This window comes from Nocardia sp. (assembly GCF_025465275.1).
Classification (GTDB): domain Bacteria; phylum Actinomycetota; class Actinomycetes; order Mycobacteriales; family Mycobacteriaceae; genus Nocardia.
In genome coordinates, this window is the sequence record NZ_JAODNK010000072.1 from 12,921 (window position 1) to 32,309 (window position 19,389).

16 protein-coding genes are annotated in these 19,389 nt (G+C 64.8%); 14 read left to right on the forward strand and 2 right to left on the reverse strand.

Going from position 1 to position 19,389, the window contains the following annotated elements:
• Positions 1 to 159: 159 nt before the first annotated feature.
• Positions 160 to 348, reverse strand: a complete 189-nt coding sequence (locus JWN03_RS16040) for a hypothetical protein (RefSeq protein WP_297615231.1) — start codon at positions 346 to 348, stop codon at positions 160 to 162.
• A 1,124-nt stretch (positions 349 to 1,472) separates the two neighbouring features.
• Between JWN03_RS16040 and JWN03_RS16045 the strand changes: the two genes are divergently transcribed.
• From JWN03_RS16045 to JWN03_RS16110, 14 genes are all read left to right on the forward strand, one after another.
• A complete protein-coding gene (locus tag JWN03_RS16045) occupies positions 1,473 to 2,582 on the forward strand; it encodes a DUF4192 domain-containing protein (RefSeq protein WP_297615232.1) in 1,110 nt (369 codons plus the stop codon).
• 52 nt (positions 2,583 to 2,634) lie between these two features.
• Complete coding sequence (locus JWN03_RS16050) at positions 2,635 to 3,060, forward strand: Rv3235 family protein (protein ID WP_297615257.1); 426 nt, start codon at positions 2,635 to 2,637, stop codon at positions 3,058 to 3,060.
• Between the two features lie 470 nt (positions 3,061 to 3,530).
• Positions 3,531 to 4,232, forward strand: coding sequence for a hypothetical protein (locus tag JWN03_RS16055; protein ID WP_297615259.1), 702 nt, complete (start codon positions 3,531 to 3,533; stop codon positions 4,230 to 4,232).
• A 46-nt stretch (positions 4,233 to 4,278) separates the two neighbouring features.
• Positions 4,279 to 4,860, forward strand: a complete 582-nt coding sequence (locus tag JWN03_RS16060) for a hypothetical protein (protein WP_297615261.1) — start codon at positions 4,279 to 4,281, stop codon at positions 4,858 to 4,860.
• An 83-nt stretch (positions 4,861 to 4,943) separates the two neighbouring features.
• Positions 4,944 to 6,176, forward strand: coding sequence for a hypothetical protein (locus JWN03_RS16065; protein ID WP_297615263.1), 1,233 nt, complete (start codon positions 4,944 to 4,946; stop codon positions 6,174 to 6,176).
• A 139-nt stretch (positions 6,177 to 6,315) separates the two neighbouring features.
• Entirely contained in the window at positions 6,316 to 6,525 is a 210-nt protein-coding gene (locus JWN03_RS16070) for a hypothetical protein (protein WP_297615265.1), read from the forward strand.
• 147 nt (positions 6,526 to 6,672) lie between these two features.
• Positions 6,673 to 8,376: a ParB/RepB/Spo0J family partition protein gene (locus tag JWN03_RS16075; RefSeq protein ID WP_297615267.1), complete on the forward strand. Its 1,704-nt coding sequence runs from the start codon at positions 6,673 to 6,675 to the stop codon at positions 8,374 to 8,376.
• A 79-nt stretch (positions 8,377 to 8,455) separates the two neighbouring features.
• Positions 8,456 to 9,313: a bifunctional DNA primase/polymerase gene (locus JWN03_RS16080; RefSeq protein WP_297615269.1), complete on the forward strand. Its 858-nt coding sequence runs from the start codon at positions 8,456 to 8,458 to the stop codon at positions 9,311 to 9,313.
• Between the two features lie 56 nt (positions 9,314 to 9,369).
• Positions 9,370 to 9,591: a hypothetical protein gene (locus JWN03_RS16085; protein WP_297615271.1), complete on the forward strand. Its 222-nt coding sequence runs from the start codon at positions 9,370 to 9,372 to the stop codon at positions 9,589 to 9,591.
• A gap of 389 nt (positions 9,592 to 9,980) precedes the next feature.
• Positions 9,981 to 10,427, forward strand: a complete 447-nt coding sequence (gene ssb, locus JWN03_RS16090; RefSeq protein ID WP_297615273.1) for a single-stranded DNA-binding protein — start codon at positions 9,981 to 9,983, stop codon at positions 10,425 to 10,427.
• Positions 10,428 to 10,546: 119 nt separating this feature from the next.
• Positions 10,547 to 10,840 (forward strand): hypothetical protein, encoded by a 294-nt coding sequence (locus JWN03_RS16095; protein ID WP_297615274.1) that lies wholly within the window; start codon positions 10,547 to 10,549, stop codon positions 10,838 to 10,840.
• A 99-nt stretch (positions 10,841 to 10,939) separates the two neighbouring features.
• On the forward strand, positions 10,940 to 11,269 hold the full coding sequence (locus tag JWN03_RS16100) for a hypothetical protein (protein WP_297615275.1): 330 nt from the start codon (positions 10,940 to 10,942) through the stop codon (positions 11,267 to 11,269).
• 604 nt (positions 11,270 to 11,873) lie between these two features.
• On the forward strand, positions 11,874 to 16,496 hold the full coding sequence (gene mobF / locus JWN03_RS16105) for a MobF family relaxase (protein WP_297615277.1): 4,623 nt from the start codon (positions 11,874 to 11,876) through the stop codon (positions 16,494 to 16,496).
• Between the two features lie 75 nt (positions 16,497 to 16,571).
• Complete coding sequence (locus JWN03_RS16110; RefSeq protein ID WP_297615279.1) at positions 16,572 to 17,747, forward strand: SMI1/KNR4 family protein; 1,176 nt, start codon at positions 16,572 to 16,574, stop codon at positions 17,745 to 17,747.
• A 262-nt stretch (positions 17,748 to 18,009) separates the two neighbouring features.
• On the opposite strand, the gene JWN03_RS16115 is transcribed toward JWN03_RS16110, so the two are convergent.
• Positions 18,010 to 19,377, reverse strand: a complete 1,368-nt coding sequence (locus tag JWN03_RS16115) for a hypothetical protein (protein ID WP_297615281.1) — start codon at positions 19,375 to 19,377, stop codon at positions 18,010 to 18,012.
• Positions 19,378 to 19,389: the final 12 nt, after the last annotated feature.

Consider the following 19,389-nt stretch of genomic DNA (forward strand, 5'->3'; position numbering starts at 1 on the left):
CGAATATTTCCGCCATGCCGATCGAACAGCCTCCCCAGTGAAGCGTCCGACGGGAAATCCCCGAAGGCTGACACCAGGCGGGACACGGTAATTCGTAGATACCGAGACGTAGATCCGTGGCCTCGGGTGCTGCGCGAAGCTGCGGCGAGGTCTCGTGGCTCAGCACACGTCGCGGAACTGGTGCCGCCCGCGACTCGTGTCGGGCAGCCCGATCAGAATCGGGAGTTCGGTAGTGGGGTAGTCCAGCCATCGATAGAGCTGCGCGCAGAACGCGTCGATACTGCCGTAACGGGCCAACACCTGCGCAAGCAGGTTCTGCAGATTCGCACCGCTGAGCGACTCGTCCATACCCGCTCTCCCGCCTCGAAGGGTCACCGCATCACATAGTCAAAAAGGTCCCGCCCGTCGACCGCTGGTTCAGCGGCAGTGACTCTACTGCCCTGAACCACATCGACCGTGAAGCACACCATGCCGAATCGTGCCAATATATTCACCCACAGCGAACCAGCAGAGATCTGTAGCCACCGTCGTCCCTTGGCCGGTGATCCTGCCGCCGAAACCGGTAAACTCACCCCGCGAGTAGGGCATTCACGACACGCACCGATCATGGCCGCCCTCGACCGCGCCACAAACGGTTCGATCCTGACAGCGTTGAGCAATCCATCCGCACGCTCTGCATCGAATTACTGCACGGTTTCGCCAACCATTCCCGGAATGCAGTCCGGATACGCGCTTGTCCGGCGGGGTCACCCGAATCCTCGCCCCGCCGGACAGGCCACCGGATCGGCACACAACGCAGGGTGCCGAGAAAACCCGCCAACCCAGCCCCACGTAACCACCGCAGCGGTACATAGAAACACCATCGCCCGCGATATGGGTAGACCGCGACTGCCGAGCTCAGGCAGGACAGCGCAGGGGCCAGCGCACGCAACCGTGGAGATCACCGCGAGCAGCGTGTCCTCACCGGCGATGAGCCGGGCGGCATCCAGCACACAGGCACCAACCGATACCTTCACCGGGACCCTTGCTGTGTTCGGACGCGGTATTGAACTCCGAATAGCGTTGTCTCACAATGCTACTCATCGTCCATCCGGCCAACCAGGTTGAATCGGCATGCGGCGATGCCGATCACCACAGGGCGCCTACGTGTGCCCGAGCGCCTGCGCCAACTGGCTCTTGTTCAACACCTCAGGTTTTGAGGGGATGACAGCTTTATCAGTGCGACCGCACCTGCGGGGCGGTGGGCGGGCGCACGCTACACCGGCCGCGCGGGCGGTCAAGCCGCGAGGGGCCGAGACCAGAAACGCCGACCGCCGGATCACTGCGGTGAATGTCTCTGCTGCGGCTTGACCGCCCTTTTCCGCCGCCGGTGTCTACGCGATGCGCCCACCGCCCCGCAGGCGCAGCGCACTTGGAATTGCTCAATAATGTGTTGCGTGCGTGGGGCTTCCCCTTCCAGGAGGAGCCACCCCATGGTGTCGGAGTTGCGTATCAGCACACCTGGCGATCTGATCGCCGCCGTACCCGCAGTACTCGGGTTCACCCCCGAGCAGTCATTGGTCGTGATCGCACTCAAGCGACCTACCGAGACCGGCACGCTCGAAATCGCTACCACCGTGCGCGCTGATCTTCCGCAATACAGAACGCATTCGGAGTGCCCGGCGATATCGCAGGTCGCCAATGTTTGTCGCCGTTCGGAGATCGTTGCCGCCTTTGCCATCGTGGTCGACGACCGGGTCTCGCCGCCAGTGGGCGACGGCGTCCGCCCGCACCGCGATCACCACCAATTGATAGCGGACTTGGACAAGAGGCTGACGGAACTCGATGTCGTGCTCGTCAACGCCTGGGCTGTCGCCGAGTTCTGCGCGACCGCACTGTGGTGGACTCTGGTTCGTCCGTATCGCCGCGGAACGCTTCCCGATCCCAGGGCTTCCAGGACAGCTATGCTGCGGGTATTCGACGGTTGCCCGCTGTATCGTTCCCGCGCCGATCTGGAACACCTTGTCGCGGTCGATGAATCGTTGCGGGATCAGGTCGCACGTGCGCTGCCCCCGGCAGCGGCCGATGCGCATCGACGCTTCTTGCGGGCTGTCCGGATCGGTAATCCCGACGCCTACAGTCGAATGGCGTTGTGGCGCGTGATCGAGGCCATCAAACAGGCGACCGATTTCTCGACGTGTCCGCCTTCGGTGTTGGCGGAGACCGCTGTTGCATTGCGGGATCCGCAGGTGCGCGATTGCATGTTCGGAGTTACTGCCGGGATATATATGCGTGCTGCGGAACAGGTTTGGCTGACTTTGACACGTTCGTTGTCGGGACCGGACCGGGCCGAGGCAGCAATGTTGCTGGCGTTCAATGCCTACCGCCGCGGTGACGGAGCACTGGCTGGGGTTGCCCTGGAGGTTGCGTTGGCCGCCGACCCCGGGCACAGGATGGCCCTGTTGCTCGACACCGCGTTGCAGTCTGCGATGCATCCCGACCGCTTGCAGAAGCTGATTCAGTGCGGCGTAGAGGAAGCTGCCGATCTGCGCGTAGACATCGGTGTCACGCAACCGGATCCGTCGATGTCGGTGACGAAGTGACATCGGTCTGTACGAGCCAGTTTCCTTGGGCTCTGATTGCCGTACGGCAAGCATGTCTTCCGCCCCGCTGATCGAACTGGTCGGTCGTGGCGGCGACGCCGAAACGGCCGCTGCCCTGCACCCGGAAACGTTCCCGGTCCGGATCGGATCCGGCGAGATCCATCAACAGTTGTGGCATCTGCTCTCCCGGCTGGTAGAGGTCATCAATCATCGTCGGCCGGCGATGCAGCTGCGTGGCTTGTTGTCGGAGAAGGTCCTCGCTGGGTTGCTCACGCGCGCGCGATGCGCGCAGGGCCGCTATCGGCTGCATTCGCTGCATGCCTGCCGGTGCGCCGAGAACGTCATCGAATTCTGCGCCACGGTGTGGGTGACCGATCGCCGCGACCGATCACGGGCGCTGACGGTGGCCGGGCGGTTGGAGCGCCAGCGTGACCGTTGGGTCGCGACCGAACTCCGTTCGCCCCACAACGGGCACTGACCAGTGCGTGACCGCCCTGTGGTCATCCAACTGGAAAGAGACCACCGATACGCCGTTGTAGCGCTTGCTGATTCGTCGTTTTCTCTCCAGTCGCGGGCGGGTGGTCGGTGGGGCAGCGCGCACGCTACACCGGCGGCGCGGCCGATCAAGCCGCACCGAGCCACGCACCGGCCGGCATCAACCGTCACAGAAACGGCACCGATCGTCGGTGCCACGGCTTGACCGCCCACTCCCGCCGCCGGTGTCCGCGTGAAGCGCCCCACCGACCACACCCGCACGACGCGCGCAGCACCAGGCGCCGTTGCGGGTGTGGTCGGTTCTGGGTGCCTTGTCGTCGGCTGGCGTGGACATGTCGCCCGGGCCCACGCCAGCCGATCACCACCGTTCACCCACCACCGATCCAGCACCGCCCGGTCTCGTACCCGGCTGGGTCGGCTGGTGAATTCCCTTCGCTTTCAAGGAGATTTCCGATGTCCGGATACCGAAATCCGCAGGGCAGCACCGTGGTCGTGGACCGGGAAGGTTCGCTGCTGCACGTCACGCTGTCTCGTTCGAGCGATGATCCGCCGCTCTCCGAATCGGCCTGGTCGGCGCAACTCGCCGCAGCAGCGCGACGTGAACTCGGCGGCCCGGCCCGCCGGGTCTCGGCCGGTGGGGCTCTCACACGTGACTCCGTTGGTGGTCGGCGGGAGCGCCGCTCGGCGACCTACACCATCGATTCCGCGTTCACCGTCACCGATCGCGGCGACGAGGTCCACGTGGTGGTGTCCCGCCCGCTCACCGCCGACGGTGCCCGCGCCCTCACCGCACGACTTCCACTCGACTTCGTGGTGCGCCGCCACGCAGGCGGATGGTGGATCACCCGCGACGAACGCGCGCTGCACAAGCTCACTGCCGGCGCGAAAGTCGTTGTGGCACTGCCACCGCGCTGTGAGCTGGCCGAGCATTTCGGCCGGGGTGTCCTCGCTGCCACCCGGGTCACCGTCCGCGGATCGATGGTCCCGTTCGTCACCGTCGCGCATGCGTGCACGGCGCATACCCCGACCCCGGATCAGATCCTCGCGCACAACGGGGCGCAGGGCGAAACGGTCGAGTCGATCGAGATCACCGATCTGTCCTCCGGCCACACCCTCGTGTCGTGGGCACCTGAGCCAGCCGATGCCACTGAGTGACTCAACCCAAGTGAAACCCACTCCACCAGAAAGGATTCCGTCCACCATGTCCATCCCTTCCTTCGTCGAGGATACCTACGAGAACTCCTCCGATCTCGGCACCTGCTACAGCATCGAACCCACCGACGAGGCCCCTCTCAGCGGGCGCGTGTTCGTCGATTTGACCGAACACACCGTGCCCGGCAACAGCGGGTACGAGCGCCGCCCGAAGATCGTGTTCCGGTTCTTCGGGCTCTCGGTGCACGGCCGCTGGCTGGGGGCACCGGTCAGCACCGCGGCATTCCACCCGAACTGGAGCGATCACCAGCCCGGAACACCGATGCTCAGTTTGGGTGAACCCGGCCATCTGGTGGTCGAGGTGGGTCGGCTGCTCACCGATCAACCCGCTCACATCCAGCAGGCGGTGGCTCCAGTGCTGACCGCGTTGTCGCTGCGGTTCCTCACCGACCTGCGGGTCGCGCAGTATCGGCAGGAGCAAGCTGCGCAGCGATGCGATCGAGCTTCGCGCGCACAGGAATTGGCCGGAATGCGCAAAGACATCGCCCGTCTGCAGTACCGCCAGGCCCGGGGTGCGGCCGACGCAGCAGACGCGCTGCTGGCCGCTGTGCGCAGCAAGACCGTCTCCTGAACGGTCCAGGTGCCAATTCGCACCTCGGCAGCCCTCCGCTCTACCCGTGATTGATCCAATCCCTGTGAAAGGAAGCAAGTCTCATGCCTGTAGATAGCTACGTTCGTCATTTGTCGTTGCAGGATCTGGTGCCTCTGCTGGAGGAGCAGCAGGCCGCCAAGGTCGACGTTGTTGCGTCCGCGTCCTCGATTCGCGCCACCGGCGGGATGGTCGAGTTGTTCGGGATCGGCCCGGTCGTCGACGAGCGCGGTGTCGCCTGCGTCGATGGCCTCTATCGTCCGACCGGCGCGGCCGACGGGCAGATCGCGGACAAGCTCGGTATCCCGGTGCGCTACCTGCGCCGGTTACGCGAGCACGATCGCCTGGACCTGTTCGACGGCAACGTCAACGGGTGGCTGCACGGCCCCACCGGCACCGACCTGCCCGAACCCGATGACCGGTCGTTTCTGCTGCGCTTGTTCACCCCACCGCGCCCAGATCAACCCGGTGTGCTGCGCGCGATGGTGTCGGATCGGTACGGGATCATCGACAACCTCGACGTGCTTACCGCAGTGCTCGAGGGCATCCGCGGCGCCGGGGCCGACACCGAGATCCGCGGTTGTGACCTGACCGATTCCAGGATGCACTGCAAGGTGTATTCCCCGCAGATGTCGGCGCTGGCACCGCGGTTCCTGGCCAACTATCGCAGCGCGTTCGCCCACCCCGAGCTCGAGGCCGAACGTCGCCGTGTCGCAGGCGATCTCGACCGCATTCGGCCCCTCGCCGCCCGCGAAGGCAAAGGATACGAACCCGGCAGCGAACCGGTGGTGTTCGCCGGATTCCGGTTCAGCAACGACGAAACCGGCCACCACGCCGTCCGGCTGACCCCCGAACTGGTGGTACAGATCTGCGGCAACGGGCTGACCATCCCCCTGTTCGCCCACACCCACCGCCACGTCGGTGAACGCCTCGACACCGGGACGGTGTCCTGGTCGCAGGACACGTTGCGCAAGAAGCTGGCGGTCATCACCGCCGAAACCCGTGACCGTGTGGCGGAGTGGTTGTCGCCAGAGTTCTTCGCCGCCCGGGTCGAGGAACTCGAACACGCCGCCGGCGCACCGGTCACCCAACCGGACAAGACCCTCGAAACCCTGTCCAAGCGACTGGGTTTCAGCGAGAGCGAACGCGCCGGGATCTTGTCGCATTTCATCGCCGGCGGTCAGCTCACGGCCGCCGGTGTCGCCAATGCGGTCACCAGCTACTCCCAAACCATTCGCGACGCCGACCGCGCCAATACCCTCGACGATCTCGCCTTCCAGGCCATGAGTCTGGTCTGACATCAAATGCATTGCCCCGGAACGTAATTCCACTACAGCTAACACACTTCTTGACAGCTTTAACCGATTTCCCCCTGGGCGAGACGTCGCGACTGATTGTCGTGGATCCCGCCCTTTCTCATATCAGGAGGTTCGTTCCATGATCGACACGTTGTCCCGCAAGGACTATGAGCACGAGCGGCATTTCGGATCGGCCGGCCCCGTCTCGCACCTCGACGCACAAACCATCGCCGCCTGGCGCGCCGGTACACCGCAATGGTTGGGCAAGTACTGGCTGTTTGTCCGCGCCGACGACAGGGTTTGGTCATTGCACCCGATCAACGTCGCCACCCGCGACAAGAAGCCGTAACACTCACTCCCAATCCTCGTCTTTCACGACGGGAACCTCCTGCCTGACAGCAGGATTCGTTGATTCGACCACCCTTTCCGTTTTCAGGCGGGTACCGGCCCATTCTCGGGCCGGTACCCGCCTGTCGCATTTTCGACAGGAGTTTCAATGACCGCCACGACAATCGACACCGCTCACACCACCGACGACCCCGCACCAGCCGACTCCGGTGATACCCCCAAAGATCTCGGCAGTCCGGTTGCCGCTCAGGCAGCGTTCCTGCCGCCGACACAGCTGGTCATCGATGAGAACGTGCGCAAGACCTTCGATCTCGACGATCACCCCGAAGTCACGGCATCGATTCGTCAACGCGGGGTGGAGATTCCGATCATCGCTCACCGAGAATCCGACGGCACCATCACCGTTGTCGACGGCCAGATCCGTGCGCTGATCGCGATCGAGCTCAAGGTGGGCAAGGTACCGGTCTGGATCACGCCCGCGCCGCAGGCCGACGCGGCCGAACGGGAGATCCGCCGGACCTCGCAGCAGATCTCGGTCAACGATCACCGGATCGCGCTCACCGACGGTGACCGCGCCGCGGGGATGACCCGGATGTTCGACTTCGGTGCCTCCCTGACGCGCATCAGCGCGGAGATCGGGCAACGACGTGAACAGGTCAAGCTCGCGGTCGCGGTGGGCCGCAGCAAGACCGCCCGCGACGCCATCGATGCCCACCAACTCGATTTCGAGCAGGCCGCGGTCCTCGCGGTGTACGAGAACGTCGAGGACACCGACGCGGTCGCGCGCCTGCTCGCCGCACCCCGGTCGATGTTCGCCTATCACGTCCGCCGCATCGTCGTCGAACGCGACGAATCGCGCGACCGGTTCCGTGAATCGCTGCTCTACGCCACGCAGGGCTTCGGTGTACACAGCACCGACCCCCATGCCGACGACCGGTTCCTCGCCGCCGAATGCCTGTGCACCAGCGACGGCACCGAGATCAGCGTTGCGCAGATTCACGCCACTCCCATGCTGTGGACGGTCTACTGCCAGCCCACGGACGTCGAAGTACTCATCGACCCCGACACCGGGCACGTCGTGGACTCCGACAGCATCGACCCCACCACCAAGGGACAACCGAATGCGATTGCCGCTGAGGGGCTTCGCCACGCCGACAGTGTCGAACGCGGGTACCTGTGGGCACCGGAGTACTACCTGCGCACTGACCGGCTCGACGAGTCCGGATTTCGCCAGGCGAGCGACGTTGCCGAGCCGGCCGCGGACGATGCTCACATCGGCACCGACGCACAGCCCGATCCTGCCGGCACTGCCCATCCCGATATCGAGGCACGCCGCCGCGCAGCGGCCGAACAAGCAGCAGCGGCCCGGGCTGCAGCGGAAGCGGTGCGTGCCCAGGAGGCGGCGGCGCGTCATCGCCGAGACGAACTCAACAAGCAGGGCCAGGCCGCGCTCGAAGCACGCCGCGAGTTCCTCACCCGGTTCCTGTCCCGCAAAACGGCTCCGCCGCAGACGGTGTGGCCATTCGTTGCCCAATCACTCACCGAGAAGCCCGATCTGCTCCTGGGACCCGACGCCGACCGAATCGCTCACGGACTGCTCGGTCTCAAGGGTGGCGCGAGTGCCCTACTGACGAGCATCGAGTCGGCCAAAGCACAACGCTGCCAGACAATCATCCTCGCGCTGGTACTGGGCGCCTACGAGGTCCGGACCACCAAGCACGCCTGGCAATACACCGACGGCCTTGTCACTCACTATCTGCACTTCCTCGCCAACCACGGCCACGCCCTCACACCCATCGAGCAAGCGGCAGCCGGCGACGTCGATCCCAACACCATCGACATCGACTCCTGAACCTCCGACCCGCAATGGGCGGGCAGGCTCCCTCGTCTCCGGAGCCTGCCCGCCCCTTTTCTCCTGGAAAGGAGTTCCGTTGTCCGCGAATCGATTCCTCGACGCCGCCCTGTCCGCGGCCATGCGGGGCTGGTACGTCTTCCCACTGCAACCCCACTCGAAGGTCCCGGCGATCAAGGACTGGCCGCACCGCGCCACCACCGACGAAATCCGCATCAGAGACTTCTGGCCCCACCACTGCAGAAATAACGTCGCCATCGCCACCGGCCCCTCCGGTTTGCACGTCATCGATCTCGACACCCACCGCGGCCTCGATGGCCCCGCCGCGCTCTACCAGCTCGCCACCAGAAGCGGCGTCCGAGCAACCCTGCTGACCTATACCGTCGCCACACCGAATGGCCGCCACCTCTACTACCGAATGCCCGGTGGGCTGCTCCTGCCCAACACCGCCGCCCTCATCGCACCGGGGATCGATTCGCGCGGACACGGCGGATACGTCGTCGCCGCCGGCTCACACACCAACGACGGCGACTACCGAGCCCTCACCAACCGCCACCCCCGCGAGTTGCCCCCGTGGATCCTGCAAATGCTCACACCTCCCCCTTCACCTGCGCCAGCGGCGGAACCTGGTGCGCCACCGGCTCATCCGGACGCGTATCTGCGCGCCATCCTCAGCGCCGAGACCGGCAAGGTCACTGCCGCCGTTCCCGGCACCCGCAACACCGCCTTGTTCCGGGCGGCGTTCACACTCGGCCGTCTCGTCGCCGGAGGCGCACTCGACCAGCACCACGCGCACGAGGTCCTCGCTGCCGCCGCGGCAGTGCACATCGGACATCACCAGTTCACTGCCCGGGAGATCGAGCGAACCATCACCAGCGGCTTCACCATCGGCGCGCGCCGACCCCGGAGCCTCCCCGCGGCGACAACCAACGCTTGAGCCACCAGCGAACCCGCGCGAAGCCCATCCGCTACCGCATTAGACGAGGAATCAACATGGGAAAAGGAACCAGCAAGAGCACCGTGCAACATTTTGACCGATTACCCGACGGCACCGCCGGTTGCTACCAGATGGGATGCACCAATCCGGCGACTCGGTGGATCGATATGGAGCGCTGGGGAATCCGGCGCTGGCTCTCCACCGCCTACTGCGACAGCCACGGCGACTGGGAGCTCCGAGACGGCGATCACCCGCGCCGGGTCAGGCCCATCATCTAGGTCCAGCTTCAGTCCCTCTCCCCATGACTTCTCGCTGAGGCAATAGAGAGGGGAGACGGGCGAGCTGATCATCGGGTGTTTCCCGGAGTCCCGGCGATCTGCCCCCAGGGGATCAGGGGCGGGCCGGGTACCCGCCGATGAACCTGCGGTGCGGAATAGGGACGAGCCGGCGCTGCGCTCCGGTCGCCGCAAAAAGCGCGGCGATCCGCATTCCGCACCGCAGAACCCCCGCCGGCCCCTCCGGGGCCCGGCCCACCCCTGATGGCGAAGCCACAGATCGCCAGCCCTCCGAGACACCACCCGATCACGGATTTCACCGTGATCGAGGTTTCGGAGGGCGCAGCGGTCTGGCTTTCCCTCATCCCTTCGCAATTCAGGAGTGCATTGTCATGTCTGGAGAAATCATCGTCACCGTGGTCGGCAACCTCACCGCAGACCCCGACCACCGCACATTGCCCAGCGGCCAGGTCGTCGCGAACCTCACCGTCGCCCAGAACTCCCGCGTCTACGACCGCGCCTCAGGCGAATGGCGCGACGGCGCAGCCGCGTTCATGCGCTGCGTCGTGTGGAACGAGATGGCCGACCACGTCGCCGCCAGCCTGACCAAGGGCACGCGAGTCATCGCGACCGGGCGGCTGCGCCAGCGCAGCTACGAGGACCGCAACGGCGCCACCCAATGGATCACCGAAGTCATGATCGACGACATCGCAGCCTCATTGCGCTTCACCGCCGTCGAAGTCCAGACCACGGAGGAGGCCGAGCAGCAGGAGCAACCCGCTCGCCGCGGCAAGCGCCCCCTCGTGGCCGCGGGAGCCGGGGACCAGCCCGACTTCTGATCATTCATCAGCGGTGCACCCTGCGGGGTGCACCGCCGCTGTTCCCCATCGAGTCCGCCTCGCCGTTTGTCGGTGGGGCGGACTCGGTTTCCTCTCGCATCCGTTCGGAGGTGGCCCCGATGCCCGCCCATGAAACCCACCACCCGTGCCCGCCAACAGATTCGCTGCCCACTCCAGCCGGTCACCGCGGCCGAGACCTCGACGCATTGCTCCTGCTCGTTGTTGCACTGACTGCATGTCTGCAGGCTGTCCAATTTGAGAACCAGGCGCTCGTGTTGCGCGTGCAAGAGCTCACTCTGGCCCGTGACGATCTGCTCGATGCCGCCGACATCCATTCCCTGTGCGCGCACGAGGAGCGGCTGATCGGACTCGTCCAGTTCTACGACCGGCTCCCTCGCGTCGAACGGTGTTGATCGAGCCCAATTCCCCGATCCGGCTATCTACCAGCAGGTATCGGCGTGCGATGAGTACACCGATACCTGCCACACCCACTCCGCGGAAGCAGTGGCCTCATGGGCCTGATCTGGCTGGCGGCGGTCGCTGTCCTGGCGGCGATGGTGCTGTGGTGGGTGTTCCCCATCCTCGCCCGGGTCGTCGGATTCTTTCTCATCGTCGACTCACCGCTCGCGATCGTTATCACCCCGGCGCGCGCTATCCCGGGCGAACTGTCCTGGCTGGTGCTCGGTTTTTTGCTCGTCTGGCTTGCCGGGCACTGGGTGTCGGTGGTCAAGCACGGCGTCTGGGATTCCCGTGTCGCCCTGTGCATCTTCGCGCTGCCGGGCCTGCGCCGTGTCATCCCGCGCTCCGCTCTCGTCCACGTCGAGCGCGACTCCTACCGGTGAACCCGCGCCCGTGCGCTGCCCACAGCGCAGTAGCTGGCGGACCCGTGACGCGCTCAGACCGGTGATTTCGCACAGTTGGGCTTCGCTCATCCCGCGCGTATGTAGCCGCCCCAGGGCGGCTCCCGCGCTCGCTTCGGCTTCGGCTTCGCTCTGCCGATAGCGCGCATTCACTGCGGCGATCGCCACTTCCCGCCGCTGCTCTGTCCGTTCCCATCGGCCGTGCTGCTTGCGGAACTCCGCCAGATCAGCTTCGTTCGCTCGCACCAACTGCACCTGCTCAGCCAGCAGCCGCGTCGTCACCGTCCGCGCCCACTGACGCGCTGTCGTCTTGTCTCCCATCGCGCCTCCTCTCCGACCCCCTCCCGGGCGCACGCTCGCATTCGGAGGGCGACGCACTCAGGAGTTGAATACTTCCATTTCATTTATTCCCATATCCACCTCCCACTTTCCCCTTCATGAACCCTTTCCTCAACCTTCCGAGTTCCGTTCTCCCACTTCCCATATGGGTTCTATTCTTCATTCCGTCACACCTCTTGCATTTCCAATGCTACTCACGGGTAATGTCTTTTTTAAGTTTACATTCCGCGCTATTTTCGATGAGGTGATGACCCTTCACCGCTTACACGCCGGAGACGGCTACGAGTACCTGACCAGGCAAGTGGCCAGCGGAGATCGCCTGCGAGATCGCACCCGCGACCTCACCGACTATTACACCGAGCACGGCACTCCGCCCGGAATATGGATGGGCCGGGGCGCGGCCGAACTCGGCCTGTCGGGAATGGTGACCGAGGCGCAGATGAAAGCGCTCTTCGGCGAGGGTTTGAATCCTGACGCCGACACCATCATTGCCACTGCAATAGCGGATGGAAAGACCGTGAAGCAAGCCATCGAGGCCGCGCAGATCGGCCGAATGTTCTACGAATTCTCCACCGAACCCTCACCGATTCGCGACATTCTCGACCGCAAGTTGGCCGAGTTCACTTTCGTGCAGCGGCGGCGCCCGGACTGGGACGAGCGCACGATCCTGCGCACCGATGCCGCCCGCGAACACCTCACCAGCGTGCTCGGCCGCGCTCCCAGACGCGCCGAGATCGACCACGCACTCGCCGCCGAGAAAGCCGAGACCCGCAAGGCGGTGGCCGGGTTCGACAACGTGTTCACCCCACAGAAGTCCATCAGCATCCTGTGGGGCCTGGGTTCGGATACGGTGCGCCGCGAGATCTGGCAGTGCCATCTCGAGGCCGTGCGGGAGGTCCTGGAATTCGCCGAATCCCGGTATGCGGTGACCCGCCGCGGCGCGAACGGGGTCAGGCAGATCGATGCGACCGGGCTGATCATCGCAGCGTTCACCCACTTCGACAATCGCGCCGGGGACATGAATCCACACACGCATGCGGTGATTTCGGGAAAGGTTCTCGGCTCCGATGGCAAGTGGTCGGCGTTGGATGCGCGTGCGTTGTACGCGGCGACGGTGTCGCTCTCGTGCCGCTACAACGCGACGATCGTGGGGAAGTTGAAGCGGCGCATGGGGTTACGGTTCGAGGAACGCACCCGCGGCCGAGGCAAACAACCCGTCCTGGAAGTGGTCGGTGTCGGCGAGGACATGGTCGCCGAATTCTCCCGTCGCGAGGACATCCTCGCGCGCTTCGAGGACCTCGTCGCCGACTACCGCAGCAGCCACGGTTGCACCCCGAGCAAGGTCACCCAGTACAAACTCGCCCAGCAGGCCACTCTGCAAACCCGTGCGGGCAAACCATTACCCAAGGCGCTGCGGCAGATGATCGGCGAATGGGATGCCCGGTTCCGCTGTGTGTTCGGCCGCGGCCGCAGTGGGCAACAGTTCGTCGATGACCTGCTGTGGGCCCACAACCATCCCGACGCACCCCGACCGTTCGATCCCGACGACGCCATTGTCGAGATCGGTGTCGGCCTCGGCGGTGTCGCCGAACTGCTCACCGCCACACCGCTACAGCTGCAGCAAGCAATCACTAACCAACTCGGCCGATTCCAATTCAGCACACCCCAGGCCACCGCAGGCGCCGCCCGAACATTGTCGGTGCGGTTTGCATCCGACCCGGAGGAGTCGCTGCTCGACCGCATCGACGCCATATGTCTCGTACGGCGCCGCACAATTTACGACCCGGAGGGGATCGCGGTGGAGGTCACCGACACGGTGGGACGGCGCCGCGCCACCTGGACCGAAGCCAATATCCGTTCCGCCGTCGAAGACCGGGTCGGACTGTGTGATTTCGTCAGCGATACCGCGCACCGCGCGGCCGTGGAAGCGATCACCGTCGCCGTGCGTGATCACCATTCGATTCTCCTGACCATCGACCCGGATCCGGTTCCCGCCGCCATGGCCCGCGCCTCGGGGGAAAGCATCTTCACCGCCACCGGCACCGCCCGCTGGACCAGCCGGGCTATCCTGGATGCGGAAACCCGACTCCTGGATGCCGCCCGCACCCCGAGCGCCGTCACCGTTCCCGCCCGAAAAGTCGACGCGGCCATCGCACTAATCCAACGCGGTGGTGGACGTGTTCTCAATCCCGGGCAGCGTGTCATCGCGCGTTATCTGTGCACGGCCGCAACGAAATTCGCTGTCGCGATCGGACCCGCCGGCAGTGGCAAAACCACCGCCATGGCGGCCGTCGCTGCCACCTGGCGCGAGAGCGGGCGTGATGTTATCGCCCTGGCACCCTCGGCGTCGGCGGCCCGTCAGCTCTCGGCCAGTCTCGGTGTTCCGGCCCGGACCATCCATAAACTCTTCGCCCAAGCCGACCACGGTGTCCCAACCGGGATCACGCCCGGGGCGATGCTGCTCGTCGACGAGGCCGCTATGGCCGCCACCTTCGACCTCGATGACCTGCTCGCCCTCGCCGATACCCACGGCGCGATCATCCGGGGCGTCGGCGATCCCGAACAACTCTCTGCCGTCGAATCCGGCGGCATCATTCGCACGATCGCCCGTGACAACCATTCACCCGAACTCTCAGAACTGGTGCGCTTCGCCGACCCGGAAGAGGCCGAAGCAACCCTGGCCGTGCGGGCGGGAAACGCAAATAAGGCGTGGGAGTTCTACGACAGTCATGGCCGCGTCACCCACGGCCTCAGCGACCAACTTCGCACAGAGATCCTGTCGCGGCACCTCGCCGATGCCGACGCCGGGATCTCCTCGGTCATGATCGCCGCGACCCTTCTCGACGTCGCAGCACTCAACGCCGCCGCCCAAACAAGCCACCTCGCCGCCGGTCGCGTCCGCGCCGACAGCGGAGCAATCCTGTTGTCCGACCGCCACACCGGGTACCTCGGCGACACCGTCGTCACCCGTCTCAACAAGCCGTTCCTGAAAGTTCTCGGTGGGCGTCGCCATAACACCCAGGTCGATAACGGCGACCTCTGGTCCATCCATGCCATCCACACCGACGGGTCGATCACCGTCACCGGAATCGACCACCGCGGGCATGTCACCCTGCCAGCGGACTATGTGACCCAACAGGTCGAACTCGGTTATGCCTCGACCATCCACCGTTCCCAGGGCATCACCGTCCGCCACGCTTACACCCTGCTCAACGACACCCTCGGTCGCGCACTTGCCTACGTGGGCCTGACCCGCGGCACCGACCTCAATCAACTCTTCCTCGCCACCGACGCCCTCATCGACATCTCCGGCGACCAACAACCCGACGACCCGGGGGAGCCCTTCCGTTGCTTCGCCCGTGTCCTGGCACGCGAGGACGACAACCGCTCCGCGACCGACATCATGCGCGAAGAACAAACCGCCGCCGACCACCGCATTCGCGTCAACTACCAGCACGCCTACCAACTCCTGGCCGATGCACGCGCCGAGCATCTACTCAACCGAGCACTCCCCGCTGTGTTCCTCCACGAGGCCAAAAACTCGCCAAACTACCAGGATCTGCTCGACACCATCGCACTCGCCGACGCACATCGACTCGACACCGGCGCACTCGTCACCGCCATCGCTACCAACAACCTCGAAGACCTCGGCGAATCACTGGTCACCGCCCGCGACACCGCCGCCCTACTACGCTCACGCGCCGACCGCTGGATCCAACAACGACTCTCACCCATCCCCAACCCGATCACCATTGCCCCTGTCGAAACCCTCACCACGACAGACTTTTCCGCCATCACGAACCTCATCGCACGACTCAACGCTCTGCCGATCCTGACCACACCTGCCGCACAACGCTTCCGCGCCTTGCGCGATGCCCCCTACCCAAGCCCGTTCCTGCCGGTGCCCACACCATGGCGCGGCATCGACACCACACTGCGCGACTACGCACACGAACTTCGGCGAAGGCTTCTGGGCCCGAACGCCGACACCACTCTCCCCGACACCGAAAATCGCCAGAATGTACCGCCTGCCTCGCCCGACAATCTCCCGAACTCTGACGAAATCGGGCGCCCGGATCTTCCCAGTGCCGTTGCCTGGCACACCGAAAACCTCACTGCGACCAATAATTACGATCCAATCGCGTTTATCGCACGGCTCAACTCCGTTGAAACTCTCACCACCGAACCAGGAACCCTGCCGGAAGCCGATACCGATCGCCGGCCTCCACCAGTCAGCGCGGAACGACTGGCGCGCATGCATTCGGACTACCACGACTACGTCAAACAACTCGCTGACACCCACACCGATCGCGCTCTCTACCTCGCGATGCCTGCGGTCCTGCACCGGCTAGCGGTGAACTCCCGACACTGGAATGCCCTGCTGGACACCATCGCCCTCGCCGACGCCCACCAGCTCGACACCAACACACTGATCGCAGCCATCACCACCGACAACTACAACGACCTGGGCGCCTCCCTGCTCCTCGCCAGCGACCCCGCACGCGAGCTACGCGACCGCGCCGACATATGGATCCACCACCATCTACCCAACACCGAACCCACCGACGCAGCCGCATTCCGTGCCCTCACCGACAGCCCCTACCCCGGTCAGTTCCGGCCGATCCCCTACTACCCGGGCCGCGACGAACAACTCGCCGACTGCGCCAGCGAACTCCGCACACGAATCGACACCGCACAATCGCAACCACGCACCCCAGCCACAACATCCGCAACCACACCCCCGGCCCCGACCCCGACCACGCCGCCGACCGCACCCGCACCACGTTCACCGGCCCCCCGAAAGACCGCCGCAGACGCGCGCCGTCGCATCAAACCCGCCTCACCCGGTAGACCCCGCCGCGGCATGTGATGCCACCGATCCCATTGAAGTTTGCAGAGAAATTGCCACAATGGGATTGAGGTGAGGTTCCTGCGAGGAGGCACCATGGGTGAACCCGCTGGGGATGAGGTCTGGCGCCAAATACACGATGACCTGCTTGAGCAACACCGGCGCCGCGCCGCCGCTGATCCTGAGCAGCACCCGCTGATACAGCCGGCAATCGGAGCCACCGAGCAACAGCTTCGCGACGCCGAGAACCGGCTCGGTTTCCGATTGGACCCGCAGTATCGCGAATTCCTGTCGATCGCCAACGGCTGGGACCGATACGACTTCTACAATGACCTTCTCGGAACCGGTGACCTGGGCATCGGGCCACGCTGGGACGAAGCAGTCGAATCACTGCACTGGTTTGTCGATGACATCGGACCCGAAACCGCACGAAATCTCGCAATACCCGACGACTACGCCAGCAGCTACCTGCCGATCGCCGACCGCCTGTGCATGCTCCTGCGGGACACTTCCCAAGGCCCGGCCGGATCCATCTTCTCCCTCTTCATTGACTTTGGCGGCATCTGGCCGGACTTGTACTCCTATCTGGTGGCAGAGCTAGGCCAGATCGTCTATTTCACCGATCAGGCGGTGTTCGGGCCCCATTCGGAGACTTGGGGACGCGACATCCGCATCGATCCGCCCAGCTTCAGTGACATCATCACCAGGATCATCGACCTGAGCGACGCCGCGTACCCCGGCCAGCCCGTGCAGCCGAATCCCGGCGCAGCCCGCGCCTCCCTCGACGCACTCGATGCCGACCTCGCTGGCGCCTTGCATCCCGAACATCGGGAACTTCTGTCGATCACCGACGGACTCTGCACCCCGGAACCGATGCTCGGCCATGTCCTGTCCGTCGACGACATCCGCGAGGGCACCCACTGGCACAACGCCCTCACTCGCGCCCAAACCATCGAAGACGACTACTTCGGTTACCTCGCCGAACAAGCAGCCCGCGAAGGTGACCGACCCCCACCTCCGAAACCTCCTGTCCGCGAACGCATACTCCAGTTACCCATTGTCCCTTTCTCCGTATATGACGGGCGCGTCTATGGAATCGACACCCGCACCGGCAAGGTCCGCGCACTGCTCGACGATGCCTTCATCCCCGGAGCTTTCCCCGCCTACGCCATCTCGTTCGGAAATGTCCGCGAACACCTGCTCACCGTCTGCGATCACCTCCGGGGCCTGGGCATCACAAATCGTGCATCAAACACCGAACGAGATGCATGATCTTGGAGCAATCCCACGAGTCACGACCAACACGCTCACCGGCGCGTCTCCGGCAACAGGACGCTGTCGAGCTTGCGGAGGAATCGCAGCAGGTGTGGGTCGGTGGCTGGCAGGCCGTACGGGTCCAGGTCCCACCACCGGCCACCGTCGCGCGGAACACGCCGTCGGCGCTATGACGGGAGGACGCCTCATCGTTTGGGCGGGCCCCTGAAACCTGGGTTCCACTCGGCACACCGACCGCGCCGAACCTCGACAATGCTGTTCACTGCCGCGCCAGGTCGGCACGGTTCGCGGCGGGGCTGGAGCCGAGTCTCTTGGAGGCGCGCAGTGATGTCTGTGCGTCGTCGAGTTCCGTCTGTGTCGCCTCTTCCAGCTGCTGCAGGTTGCACAGCACACGCTGCCACAGAGGTTCGCTCATTCTTCGGGCGATCCATCGCTGGTCGCGCTGCTGTCGGCCCTGTGCGATTGCGGACCTGATCACGGTTCCTGTGCCGAGGAAGAACACAAACAGCATGATGGTCGAAGCGGCTCGCCCCTGCCCGTAGACCACGGTGACAAGAACAAAAAAGCCCACTTCTAAACTCCGTACGCCGACGGTTGTCCAGCGTCGGCCATTCGCTGGCCAGCTCGTACGGTTCGCTGACCACCTCTGTGCGGTATTCGCGCCCATTGCGCACGCCGTAATGCCCGCGGTGAGCGACAACATGACTACGAGCCCGATCATCTTCGGCCAGGTCATGAGGTGCTCCCGGGTAAGCGCGTCGGCGCCTTCGCCGATGACTGCAGTGGCAAGGGCTACCGGCAATCCGAGGACGGTTCCACCTGTCAGGCCGCGCACGATCAGCGTGCTAGTCGAGGGCTTGGCTACTTTGCCCGAGTCTTTGTCAATGAGTGTGGGAACTGCGATTTCGGTACGGCGGGTATCAATCGTCTTCAATCGGGCACGATAGTTTCGGATGGCGGCTGCGTCGGTGATGGGGTTGCGTTCCTGGCGGATTGCGGTGACGAGAAGGACTGCCAGGAACGTGATCATTGCTGCGGCGATATTCGGGCCGACGCTGTCGTGGGTCAGTGGACCTGCCCAGCACAACACGGCGGCCACCACGGCGGCCGTGGCGGCCGCGTTGGCCGCCAGCTCCAGATGGAGTCGCCATGTGTGAGATATGACCTGGTCACGAGTGGTCAGCAGGTTCGACTTGCCGGCGGCTAACGCCACGGTGAGGCTTCCGCACAAGGCGAGCATCACGGCGTTGAACGTAACGGTCTGACTACCCGAGAACCGGCCGCCGAGGGCCGTCCACGCCAAGGGAACCCACACCCAGAATTGCGTTGGCAGCGTGACTTGTCGGACTGTGCTCGGAACCGCGAAAAGCCAAGCGGCCAGCAGCGCAGTGAGCACCAGCGACGCCGCGGTTCCAGCGATAGCCTGCAGTTGCGCCCGACCTTGCGCCTGCATCCGAGCGATAATCTGATTGGCCACCTTCTCATCGATGTCCTCCGGGTCAGGCGACGGTGCCGGTACCTGGCTGAAGGCAGGTATTGCTGTCGCAGTCACCCGCGTACGCCGTGCGATCGAAACCGCAACCCCGGCCACCGCGACCGCGCCCGCCCACCGCATCGCAGAACTCATCAATCCCACCCC